Origin of the sequence: Nocardia uniformis NBRC 13702 (assembly GCF_001613345.1) — a bacterium.
Classification (GTDB): Bacteria; Actinomycetota; Actinomycetes; order Mycobacteriales; family Mycobacteriaceae; genus Nocardia; species Nocardia uniformis.
This window is the reverse complement of record NZ_BDCE01000009.1, coordinates 24,919-36,702: the sequence shown is the minus strand read 5'-3', so window position 1 is coordinate 36,702 and position 11,784 is coordinate 24,919. Positions and strand designations below refer to the sequence as shown.

General features: G+C 64.7%; 10 protein-coding genes. 3 read left to right on the top strand and 7 right to left on the bottom strand.

The window, feature by feature from the left end; all coding sequences use genetic code 11:
• Nucleotides 1-132: 132 nt before the first annotated feature.
• Together NU1_RS02855 and NU1_RS02850 are read right to left on the bottom strand one after the other, a co-directional pair.
• Nucleotides 133-1,155, bottom strand: coding sequence for a phosphotransferase family protein (locus NU1_RS02855; protein WP_067517053.1), 1,023 nt, complete (start codon nucleotides 1,153-1,155; stop codon nucleotides 133-135).
• Nucleotides 1,156-1,158: 3 nt separating this feature from the next.
• Entirely contained in the window at nucleotides 1,159-2,271 is a 1,113-nt protein-coding gene (locus tag NU1_RS02850) for an Rv3169 family protein (protein ID WP_067517052.1), read from the bottom strand.
• A 124-nt stretch (nucleotides 2,272-2,395) separates the two neighbouring features.
• Here NU1_RS02850 and NU1_RS02845 point away from each other — a divergent pair, with 124 nt between their 5' ends.
• The gene (locus NU1_RS02845; protein ID WP_245719921.1) at nucleotides 2,396-3,016 is read left to right on the top strand and encodes a TetR/AcrR family transcriptional regulator; all 621 of its coding nucleotides are present in this window, start codon (nucleotides 2,396-2,398) and stop codon (nucleotides 3,014-3,016) included.
• 572 nt (nucleotides 3,017-3,588) lie between these two features.
• Here the strand turns inward: NU1_RS02845 and NU1_RS02840 are convergent.
• Entirely contained in the window at nucleotides 3,589-4,095 is a 507-nt protein-coding gene (locus tag NU1_RS02840; protein ID WP_067517050.1) for a hypothetical protein, read from the bottom strand.
• Between the two features lie 583 nt (nucleotides 4,096-4,678).
• On the opposite strand from NU1_RS02840, the gene NU1_RS02830 reads away from it, so the two are divergent.
• On the top strand, nucleotides 4,679-6,325 hold the full coding sequence (locus tag NU1_RS02830; protein ID WP_169814989.1) for a PKD domain-containing protein: 1,647 nt from the start codon (nucleotides 4,679-4,681) through the stop codon (nucleotides 6,323-6,325).
• 182 nt (nucleotides 6,326-6,507) lie between these two features.
• On the opposite strand, the gene NU1_RS02825 is transcribed toward NU1_RS02830, so the two are convergent.
• Nucleotides 6,508-7,305 carry an alpha/beta fold hydrolase gene (locus tag NU1_RS02825; protein WP_067517044.1) on the bottom strand — a complete coding sequence of 266 codons (798 nt, stop codon included), beginning with the start codon at nucleotides 7,303-7,305 and terminating at the stop codon, nucleotides 6,508-6,510.
• Nucleotides 7,306-7,596: 291 nt separating this feature from the next.
• Complete coding sequence (locus NU1_RS02820) at nucleotides 7,597-9,141, bottom strand: MFS transporter (protein WP_067517042.1); 1,545 nt, start codon at nucleotides 9,139-9,141, stop codon at nucleotides 7,597-7,599.
• A gap of 157 nt (nucleotides 9,142-9,298) precedes the next feature.
• Here NU1_RS02820 and NU1_RS02815 point away from each other — a divergent pair, with 157 nt between their 5' ends.
• Nucleotides 9,299-10,033: a TetR/AcrR family transcriptional regulator gene (locus NU1_RS02815; RefSeq protein WP_067517068.1), complete on the top strand. Its 735-nt coding sequence runs from the start codon at nucleotides 9,299-9,301 to the stop codon at nucleotides 10,031-10,033.
• A 153-nt stretch (nucleotides 10,034-10,186) separates the two neighbouring features.
• On the opposite strand, the gene NU1_RS02810 is transcribed toward NU1_RS02815, so the two are convergent.
• Both NU1_RS02810 and NU1_RS02805 read right to left on the bottom strand, forming a co-directional pair.
• A complete protein-coding gene (locus NU1_RS02810) occupies nucleotides 10,187-10,387 on the bottom strand; it encodes a DUF397 domain-containing protein (protein ID WP_067517040.1) in 201 nt (66 codons plus the stop codon).
• Nucleotides 10,384-11,253, bottom strand: coding sequence for a DUF5753 domain-containing protein (locus tag NU1_RS02805; RefSeq protein ID WP_067517038.1), 870 nt, complete (start codon nucleotides 11,251-11,253; stop codon nucleotides 10,384-10,386). The genes NU1_RS02810 and NU1_RS02805 overlap by 4 nt, the downstream gene beginning before the upstream one ends.
• Nucleotides 11,254-11,784: the final 531 nt, after the last annotated feature.

Here is an 11,784-nt window from a genome sequence, read left to right as displayed (position 1 = left end):
GGGATGACGGGGGCGCGGGCATGCCGGTATGACGAAACGCGAACATGCCGTGGTGACGGACCGCGCGCCGACGTCGCACTTTCGAGTTCGGCGTTCGGGCTGATGATCGCGCTCGCCCTGTGGCCGAAGCTGTCAGGAAATCAACTGCTCGATGCGCGTCGTGCAGAAGCCGGTGATATTCATATCCGGGGGCAGCTGGACGCGACTGGTCATGCGCAGTAGCGGGACCGACAGCAGGACGGCCGCGAGGACCTCGTTGAACCGGAGGTTGCGCACCGTCATACCGGTGCGGGCCTCGTAGTAGGCGATGGTTTCCGCGCGGGTGGGAGTGCCCGGCAGTGGCGGGTGGCCCTCGAATTCGCTACTGGCCCAATCCAGGAAGAGCATCCAGGCCAGGTCGGCCTCGTGGTCGCCGATATAGGCGATTTCCCAGTCGAGGACGCCCGCGACTTCGAAGTCCTTGCTGTAGAGGATGTTCGACATGCGGGCGTCACCCCACAGCAGGGTGACGTGCTCGGGGTCGTAGCTGTTGGCCCGCAACCATTCGATGGCGCGGCGGTAGGTGGGAGGTTGTTCACCCGCCGCCCAGGTCAGTGCCGCGTCGAGGTAATTCACGATCTGTTCCCCCGGGCGGGTGCCGCAGTCGGGCATGGTCAGGAACTCCAGTCCCAGTGCCCGCCAGTCGACCCGGTGGACAGCGGCGATGGTATCCACACAGCCCCACCACATGCGGGCGCGGTGCTGTGGGCTCGCGGCGTAGTAGTTGCCCGCCACGTGATACGACGGGTAGTCGCTGGGCGCTTCCCCCGCGAGGCGGTCCATGACGAAATACGGTGTGCCCAACGCCCCCTCCGAACGGTCCAGCCATCGCACGGTCGGGACCGGAAGGCTGGTATCGGCAAGGCGTTGCATAACCAGCACCTGCCGCAACAGGTCGTAATCCGGAAACAAAGACATATCCGGGGGTCGCCGGAATACCAGGGGCAGGGTGCTGGACTCGTCGGCGGCCTCGAACAGGAATGTCTCGGTGGCGAATCCGCGCGGGCTGGGCGACCAGTTCCGAATACGAGCGCTATCGGCAGATGGAAGCCGCTGGCGCAGTATCGGTTCCAATACGCCCGGAATCTGCTCAGGGGGTAGTCGGAAGTTGACCACGGCTCAGAACCCCTCGTATCCGTAGCGCTCATTGCGGCCCATGAACACCATCTCGACCAGGCCGTACCCAACCTTTCCGTCGTGTTCGACGCGGCAGAAGGTTTCGCTCAGCATGCTCACCTGGCGCAGTTCCGCGGTATCGGACAGATCGACGGTGAACCCGTCGCTGTACCGCGGGCCCTTCCACAGGCCGGAGGCGTAGCCCCGGTACATGTCGTATCCGGCCAGCCCGGGCCAGAAGTCGCTGATCGGGATAATGGAGAAGTCACGCTTCGCGCCATCGGCCCCGACGGTGTGGAAGGATCCGCCGCTCACGATTCGGAAGTCGTCGCGGAACTGGAGATCGTGCTCCACCGCCACGATCGGCACCGGTGCGGAGCCGGAGTCGATACCCGGGAGCACCGTGCCCTCGAAATGCCACCGCTGTCCATCGGCGGTCTCCCGCTGCGCGAAATGCACCAGCTCGCCCTCGAATTGGAAGATCCCCATGAAATACAGGACCCCGTCCGGGATTTCGGAGGGCTGCAGGCCGTCGCCTTCGGACAGACTGCCGCCACCACCGCCGTGCCGGGTGCCCCAGGAGTGGTCGCGACCGAACCACCAGGTGTCCGGGTCGATATCGATGCGCTCGCCGTCGACCTCCACCCAGCCCGAGATGCGGCCGTTCTGGTAGTAGCGCCGGGCGTCCTCCTTGACCCGGCCCCGGCTGCGGAAGAACGCGGGTTCCTGTTCATAGGCGGGGAATTCGGCCTCGAAGTCGAGCTCTAGACGTACCCCGTGCTCATTGTCGTCGAGGGTGGCGCGCACCTTGCGCAGCGGTTCGATCACCTCGTAGCGGTAGGGGCCCACCTGCCAGGAGCCCAAACCGTCGTACTGGCCGGAGATTTCGCGGGACAGGCGCACCACGTGCGCCCTGCCCCGGACCGTGACCATGGCATAGGCATCCATGACATTGCGATTGGGGTAACGCGCCAAACCGGTCATGATGCTGACGGTCCCGGTGGTATCGAAGCCGTACAGGACGATTCGCTCGGTCCAGCGCAGATCGCTCTGTTGCACATGATCGAAGGTGGTGGGGAGCTGATGGCAGAGGAGTTCGTCCTGGGGTGTCAGCATCGCTGGTACCTCTCGTGGAGCTCGGCGGTTAGCCTCAAATTAGAATACGAGGCGTAGCGTATTTCAAACACGGTTCGGGGATACCCTGATTCGGAAAATCTCGCGACGCGACGGAAGGGCTCATGTGACCGCTCCCGAGGGGATCCGTACCGGCCCGGGCCGCCCCCGTGACCCGCAGTTGGATGCCCAGGTCCTGACCGCTGCGCAGGAACTACTGGTCAGCGAGGGTTACGAGGCCACCACCATTGCGGCCGTGGCACGGCGGGCCGGGGTGGTCACGACGTCGATCTACCGGCGCTGGCCCAGCAAACGGGCGCTGATCGAGGATGCGGTCTTCGCGCTCGACACCGGCAATCACCCGGCCCCCACCGGTGATCTGCGCGCGGATCTACTCGCGTGGACCCGGCTGTTTCTCTCCGCCGCCGCGCAGCCGGCGGCCCGCGCGGCTATTCCGGGCCTACTCGCCGCCTACCACGATGATCGGGAGAGCTACCGCCGTCTGCTCGACCGCGGTGAACAGCCCACCCGGCAGGCCCTGCGGGAAATGCTGATCGGTGCGGCGGCGCACGGGCAGGCCGCACCCGGCTGTGATGTCGACGCCGTTTTCGAATTCCTGCGCGGCGCAACCCTTATCCGCGCCCTCACTCACGGCAACGAAGACGCCGACGCTTTCTGCCAGCAGATCGCGGACGCGCTCCTCTCGGTGGCATCCGTTCCGGCTCGCTACAACAATCCCCACCAGTAGATCAACGTAGCCAGTACGAAGACGATCACGGTTTCCATGTCGCTGCCAATCTCCTTGCCGCACTTATCTCCATGATGCCCCGAGGTACGCGCGGGCGAACACACTATCTACTGGCAGATCGCTCGGCGACCGGATCGTGATACGCGAGAGCCCGCCGAACCTGCAAACAGGTCCGGCGGGCTCGATACCCCGCGTCCGCCGATCTCGACACCCCTCGACGACGAGTCCGGCGGGCTCCCACCCCCTGACCGCCGAACCGGACGCACTCCCCATGCTCAGGGTTCGGCGGTCTCCCCCATTGGCCACCGACCCCGGGCACTCCCCGTGGACGAGTTCGGTGGCATCCCCCTATCCGTCGGGCCCGGTCCTCCCGTACGCGAGTCCGACGGAATCTCGCACCGCGCCCGCCGAGCCCGGCACCCCTCGTGGACGGGCCCGGCAGGGCTGCGGTGGTGGATGGCCTGCCGCCCCCTTCACGGCAGGAACCTTCCGGCCTTGCGGTTTGCCCGGGCACGACCCGACACCCCTCGTGGACGGGTCGTGCCCCGGCGTTTCCACCCCCGGGTGGTGGCTTATTTGCAGGTCGCGAACGTGCCGAGCAGTGTCCGGCCGTCCTTGATCCGGTAGGCGGTGGCATCGAGGTCGATGGCGGCGACCGGATTCTCCTGATCCGGTGAGAGCCATTCGATCTGCTGGATCACGCGGTAACCGTTCGGATCGGAGCGGACCACCTTGACCTTGGTGTCATCGACATCGGCCGAGTCGGTGGCGGTGGCCTTGCCCGAGGAGAACTCCGTGACCGCGGCGATGGTGGACTGCACCGCGTCGTATACGACCGTGCGGTAGCGGACCTGCTGGTGCTCGCCGGGCTGGTAGCCCGCCTGGGCGAAGATCTTCGGGGCGTCCATCGTGATCTCGATGGTGCTGTTGTTCTTGTGGGTGCAGGTGGCCGAGGCAACCACGGCATTGCCGGGGGTGCCGTAGGTGGCGGCGGCGGCGGTGCCGGTGGCACCGAGTGTCAGGGCGGCGGTCGCGGCCGTGAGGGTGATTCCAGCGGTCAGCTTCGCGATCATCGTCATGTCTCTTTCGGGTTCCGGGTGGTGCCGGTGGGTTCCGGTGTTGAGACAAACAATGCATAGTGGGGCTTGGCGGGGCCTTAACAAGATCTTGCAAGCGTGAAAGTCGCTCTAGGCCGGTAATTTTCCGGTCGCGGCCCGTCGAACCGACTGGGTGCCAGAAGGTTTCAGCGACTGTGGCACGACGCCGAACCCGCCGTGCCATATCGGGCATATCGGACATAGCTATTGAATAGCGGTTCAATAGGTTTCCTCGCACATCCGGCGTGGGCGAAGGCGGAGTGGGCGAGCGTCAGATTTCTCGCGTGCATGGAATCTGTGTAACAGAAACACTGGTAGATGGCGTACGGCTGCGTGCTATCGGCGTGGCGCGGGAATGCCTTTGTACGGCGAGTCGCGGCGTGTCGGCGACTTTGATCGGCGTGTGTCGTTCGGTAGCGAGAGATTCGCCGTTCATTGGGTATCGTCCGCGGCGAATTGGGCTCGGAAACCTTCTTATTCGACATCGTTGGCATTTCACATGTGGCCGGTGTCATTTCGGGCCGGTGGGTTTGGTCGATGCAGCGTCGCATTCGAGGAGGATCAAGTGAAGTCGTCGCGTTCACGATGGTGGCGGCCGATATTGCCGCTGGCCGTACCGATCCTGGCCGTCGCGGTCGGATCCGCACCGGCAATGGGTGATGTGATCATGGACTCGCCGCAGGTCATCGACGTCAGCACGACTCCGGGCAGCCTCTGTGACGGACCGTTGCGAGGTACCGCCGCAGTCTATTTCCCACCCGGCGTACCGCTACAGGCCGATATCGAATGGCGCATCCTGTCCGGTGATCGCTCCTTGCGCAGCGGTGTCGCGGCCATGACCGGTGAGGTGCTGACCATCCCCTTCGAGATCGACCGGCACGAGCTCCCCGCCGACGGCGCGCTTCGGGTCGATGCCCGCGCCGTTATTCCCGGCGGCACCTTCACCGATCGCAGCCAGCCGTGGCCGGTCCATCCGGTCCGGGATTGCGCACCGCTGCACGTGGTTTCGGTGGGCGACTCGGTCATTTGGGGCCAGGTTCTGGACCTGGAACGCAAATTCGCGCACCTGACCGCCGAGGTGCTGGGTGCCAGCACCGGCCGGGCCGTCGAACTGCACGACTACTCCATCTCCGGCGCGGTGCTCGATGCACCCACCCTGCCCGTGGGCAATGACGACGGATCCTGCCTGACCCAGCACTACCCGCAGGATGTGTACGGCAGCACCACCGTGGAGGTCGTCGAGATCGTCGATCGGATGCCGGATGTGTTCTGCCAGTTGGAGAAGGCCGCCACGGAGGCGACCGCGGGCGGCTACCGAATAGACCTCGTGCTGGTGAACGGCTGCGTCAACGACCTCGACCCGTTCTTCGGGATCCCGATCGGCGTGACACCGGGCAGCGCCGATCTGGTGTCCGCGGTGCGGCGCGAATGTGGCGGCGAGGGGGCGAATCCGGTGAACCCCGCCGCGAATGTGCCGTTCTTCAGCGGTGCGAAACTCGGATACGGCGGTCGCGGTATGCGGTCGGCCATCGAGCAGGCGCATACGCTCCCAGGCGCGCCGAAGGTGCTGGTATCGAACTACTTCCACGGCTTCGATGCCGAGGGACTACCCGACGGCCTGCGACGCTGGTCGGAATTCGTCAGACTATCCGCCGACGTGTTCCGGCAGGCCGCCGCCGATGCCAATGCGGCGGCCGGGGAGACCTACGCGGTAGCGGCCGACGGGTTGTTCGCGCAGAACAGCGGCCTTATCGATGGCGCTCGCAAGCTGTGGATGAACCCCTTTGGTGACGAGGCGATCTCACTGCGCGCACTGGCATGCCCCGAACAGAATGCGCTGCCTCCGCAGTGCCGTGCCGCGGCTATCAGCCAAGCCGATGCCGACGGTGCGCGGCAGTACGCCGACGCGTTCCTGCTGAATCCGCTCATCCGCGAATGGTTCGGCGGCGGTGGGCCGGCGGGGCAGGGATTCACGGTGTCGCACGAGGCCGGGCAGGTGGGCCTGACGGTGCATTTCGACGCATCGGCCGCGGGCGGCGCTGTGCGCCAGTACGACTGGTACTTCGGTGACGGCATCCACGTCACCACCCACGCCCCGACCGTCTCGCACACCTACACCGGGCGCGGACCGAATCTGGCGCGGCTGGTGGTGACCGATGTGCAGGGCAACCGCAGCATGTACGAGGCGGGCAGCCCGATCATGATCGGCTGAGGGTACGAGGTCCGCCCGGTCTACGACGTGACTCGGTCCCGGCAGCTGGGCTCCGGGACCGAGTACTTTCGGCTACTCGACGAATGGAACGAGACCGTGTTTGCTCACAGGCTGGATCCTGAGCGGTAGAGCAGTGGCGGACCGGGTTCGATCCCCATGGGCGACCTTGTGCACGGTGGTGGTCAGGCGGCTGCGGTTTCGCGGACCGCCGCAGCGACGGCGGGGGAATCCTTGCGCAGGATCTTGGAGTGGTTGCTGGCCACCTTCGCGCTCACGGTGACGTTCGGATTGGCGGCCAGCACCGGGTCCAGGGAGGTGCGCACCTGCTCCATCTCGCCCTTCTCACTGCCCAGACTGTCACCGGTGGCCAGCACGAACCGCACCGGACAGGTCGATCGAGACAGCACCGGCACCGCGGCCGCGGCGTACTCGTTGGCATCGATACCGACCTCGGCATGCTGGGCGGCGCTCATCCGCGCGGCCATGCCGAACGGGCGCACGAGCGGCAGCAGGAACCGCATCCGGTGGAACAGTTTGCGGATCCGCTCGGCACCCGCCGCGCCGGTCAGGCCGTACGGCACCGCATCCACGGTCACCACCCCGATTACCCGGTCCGGGTTCCGGTCGGCCCAATACCAGGACAGGATCCCGCCGTAGGACCAGCCCACCAGAATCACCCGCTCCACGCCGCGCGCGGCGAGGACGGCATCGATATCGCGCAGAGCCGCCTCGAAGGAGTAGTCGGCCGACTGCTCGGATTTGCCGCGGGCTCGCGTGTCGTAGCTGATGTGCCGGTACCCGGGACCGAGGTCGGCGATCACTGTGCGCCAATGCTTCTGATCGGCGTAGGCGCCGTTCAAGTAGAGCACCGCGGTCCCCGAGCCGCCGGTATCGGTGACGGCCACAGCGGTGTCATCGGTCGGCACCATGCCGGTCCAGGTCGAAGTGTTCGAGTCGGTGGTGATCGTTGCGCTGTTCATGTGACCACTGTCGCCAACCCGGCTGACACCGACCTGACGCCGACCTGACATGCCACCTGACACCATGTCCGGCCTGGCCACCGCTGGTATTGCCCGACCTCATCGTCCGTGGTCGGGGTGTTATCGAACTGGGCTGGATAGCACTGGCACCGCCAACGAGGTCGCGGCCCGTCTCGGTACCGCAGCGAAGGCACTGCCCCGGCGAATCGTGGGTGATGCGACGCAATCCCACCGCGCGAAGACTTCACCCCGACACATCGGCGCCGGGGTGAAGTCTCGTGCGACCGGTCGCTACCGGACGCCGACCGCGACCTTCTCGGAGTCGTCCTCCGGCGCCGGAACTCTCTCTCCCGTAGCCGCTTTCGCTCCTCGCATCAGGAAGAAGGCGAGTACCGTGGCCGCCGCCACGCTGACCGCGCCACCGAGGAAGGTGGCGGACATGGCGTCGGTGAAGGCTTCTCGGGCGGCGAGGATCAGGGTGTTGTCGCCGCTGAGAAGGGCGGGGGCGATGCTCTCGCGGGCCGCTTCGGGGGTGTCGGCGGGCATGGCGTCGGCGTAGGTACCGGCCAGAACCGCGCCCAGGACCGCTACACCCAGGGCACCGCCGGTCTGCTGGATGGTGTCGTTGAGGGCCGAGCCGACTCCCGCCTGTGCCGGTGGGATCGCACCCATCAGGGCGCCGATCGCGGCGGGCATGGCGAGGCCCGCACCGGCGCCGACCAGCGACATGGCCAGGGCGGGCATCCAGAAACCGGATTCCGTGGTGAGCGTGGCCAGCACTACGAAACCACCGGCCAGCACGGTCATACCGCTCAGTGCCACCGGTCGCACACCGAACTTCTGGACCAGGCCCGCACCGACGAAATTGAAGACCAGCGCGGTCAGGGCGAACGGGGTGAAGGCCAGTGCGGTGCGGATCGGGGTGTAGCCGAGGACGAACTGCAGGTATTGGGTGAGCACCAGCAGCAGACCGCCATTGGCGAAGGTGACGAGCACCAGCGAGAAGCTGGAACCGGTGAAGACGCGATTGCGGAACAGCTGCAGCGGCACCATCGGATGCTCGGCCTTCATCTCACGAATCACGAAGGCGGTCATACCCGTAACGGCGATGAGCAACGAGGTCCAGGTGCCCTCGATGCCCTTGGCCGGGTATTCGATAATCGTCCACACCAGCGCGGTGAGGCCGACGATCGACAGCAGCATGCCCGACATATCCGGCTTGGCCCAGGGACCCTTCGACTCCGGCATGAGTACCAGCGCGGCGACAATCGCGACCAACGCGATCGGCACATTCAGCACGAATACCGAGCCCCACCAGAAGTGGTTGAGCAGTACGCCGCCCAGGATGGGGCCGCCGACCATGCCGATCATGGCCACCGCACTCCAGGAGGCAATCGCCTTCGGCCGCTCCTGCTCGTCGAACACGGTGATCAGGATGGACAACGTGCTCGGCATGATGAGCGCGCCACCGATACCCATGACCACGCGACCGGTGATCAGCATTTCCGGGTTGGTGGCGTAGGCGGCGAGCACCGAGGCCGCGCCGAAGAGCACCAGGCCCACCACCATGACCAGTCGACGGCCGAACCGGTCGGAGAGGCTTCCTGAGGTGAGCAGCAGACCGGCGAACACCAGGATGTAGGAATCGATGATCCACTGAATATCGCGCGAGGTCGCGCCCAGTTCGGTGGAGATCTGCGGGATGGCGACATTCAGCACCATATTGTCGATCACCAGCACCAGCGAGCTCATACACAGCACCACCAGGATCAGCCAGCGCTTCGGATCACGCTGTAGCGCTTCGGTATTCACCGCCGCGGTCGCGTTGGTAGACATTTCGAACCCCTCTTCGTCTCGATCGCTCCGCACACTGTGCGGTGTTGTCGAACACTGTACGAGCTCCGTACACTGTTCGCAAGAGAGAACGTTGTACGGCGACTCGAACACCGTTCTAACAGTGGTTATGCTGACCGCAGACGAAGGAGGACATGCCATGGCAGCCAAAGCTGAGCAGTTCCCGACCGTGTGGGCGCGACCCCAACGACAGCGGCGCGATACCCCGGCGCTGAACCGGGAGCAGATCGTCACCGAGGCGATCGGACTCCTCGACAGCGAGGGATTGGACGCACTGAGCATGCGACGGCTGGGCACCCGGCTCAATGCAGGAGCCACCTCGCTCTATACGCACGTGGCGAATAAGGAAGAACTGCTGGAACTGGTGGTGGATCAGACCTTCGGCGAGGTGGAACTCCCCGAGCGGCACACCGCCGAGAACTGGCGGGCCGACCTGACCAGCATCAGCGCCAGCCTGCGCGACACCATGTTGCGGCACCCCTGGATGCCCGCCGTGCTCAGCACCGCCGGACTGGTTTATCTCGGGCCGAATGTCATGCGGCTGAACGATGCCTGGCTGGGCGCGCTGGAGGTGGCGGGATTCGATGATGCCGTCGCCGATCGCGCCTGCAACGCGATCTGGGCATACCTACTCGGGTCCGTCACCATCGAGACGGCCATGCTCACCACCGTCGCGCGCAGCGGACTCAGCGAGCAGGAGTGGCTCGATCAGGTCATGGCCACCTCAGTGGAGGCTGCCAAGCCATACCCACGACTGCACAAACGCTACGTGGCAGCACAAGGTATGAGCTCAGCGCGCAATCGCCAGGACTGCGTCGATCTCGAACTGGGGTTGATTCTGGACGGCCTGGAGGCACGTCGCAGCGCGAAGTAGTCCGGACATGAACTGTGCCCCCGACCGAAAAGGCCGGGGGCACAAGAGTTTTGCCTACTGTCCGTTGAGACCAGCGCGAACGCCTTCCTCGATACGCTTATCGAGTTCCGACCGGCATCGTGCGAAAGTACTGGAGCTTTTCGCTGTTGATAACTATGGGCGGTCGAACTCGCCTCGCTTCGCACCGGACAGGAACGCGTCCCACTCACCAGGGGTGAACCACAGCGCTGGGCCACCTGCGTTCTTCGAGTCGCGCACACCCACCGCGCTGTCGCCGTGGTATGCCTCTACACACTGGCTCGCGCCGTCGGAACGGCTCGACTTGTACCACACGCCTTTGACCGGCTTTTTCATGTCGCGTACTCCTTCGCAACTCGGTTCACCAGGTCCCTGGTGTCGTCTTCTGACAACGCTACCTCCCGTAGGCCGGAGATCGCCTGGTCGTAAACATCGACCTCTTCCTGGTTCTCGTGGAAAACACTGCCGATGGCACCTTCCGCGTACACCACCGGGGGCAGTGCCCTCCCGCTCTCGCCGCGCGGTAGCCGCAACAGTGTGAAGACCTGGATCGTCAGTCCTCTGTGGGGACCGACCGAGAACGGTATGACGCGGAGTGAAACATTGTCGCGTTCAGAGGATTCCGTCAACCAGCGAAGTTGTATGCTCATGGCCGCCGGGGTGCAGGGGCGGTGCCGAAGTGCGGCCTCGTCCAGAAATGCTTCCATCCGAAAACCGTTCTCTTCCAACCTGACTTGTCGCTTCGCGGTGAGCTCCAGACGGCGCTCGACGTCCACGGCGGAGAGCGCTGGCATTTCAATCCGGATAATCGCGCGGCGGTAGTCGGGGGTTTGGAGCAGCCCCGGAACGATCAACGGCTGATATGTGATGATCCCCTCGGCAACGCCTTCGAGGCGAAGGAACTTTTCGAAGTTGGGGGCGACCTGATCGCTGTACGCCTTCCACATCCCCTTCGAGTTGCCCTGCGCTTTGGACGCTTTGTCTTGCGCGCGAACCTCTTCGAACAGCCGCAGAGCCTCCGCGCGATCGTCCGCTGACGGATGGTAGAAGTCGATCAAGCTTTCAATCTGCGGCTTCGTGAGTTTCGTCGGTAGGCCGTCCTCTAGACGCATGATTACCTGCCTTGACACATCTAGATGTGCTGCGGCGGCCAAAAGCGTTCGGTTCTCGCGTATTCCATGCATGAAATTGCCGAAATCCATGCGTGAGACTGTCAAACCAGCCATCTTCGTTAGCCTCGCTATCCGGGTAGTGTCCGGGCCGGACCATGTCCGTGGAGGGCTTCGATCCTATTTCGCATCCCGTCCCCCGTGAACGTTCCACCAGTAACGATTTCGGTGTCTACTGGAAGTCACCCGAGGTCGGGAGACACTCCAGCAAATCCATCCCGTACACCAGACGACCTGATGATCACAGGTCACGCGGTGGCGCTTTGCGCCCCACTTCGGTCGCTACCAAACAATCCACTAACCAAGGGACACAATGATGTTCACTCACTGGTGGTCGATCGTCTTCCCTCTCATTCCCTGCATCGTCGTGATCGTGTGGAGCTTGTCGGAATCCGCGATGCCCCCTTTCGATCCAACCCTCCCCCGCCACACCGTGACGACGAGAAACAACCTGAAACTCCCCTTGACCGCCGCTCACGGCAATGGGCATGGGCGTCATCGACGCCCGAAGGGGTGGTAGCGATGTATTCCGCCCCGAACCATCACCGCTTGCCCGTCGAAGCG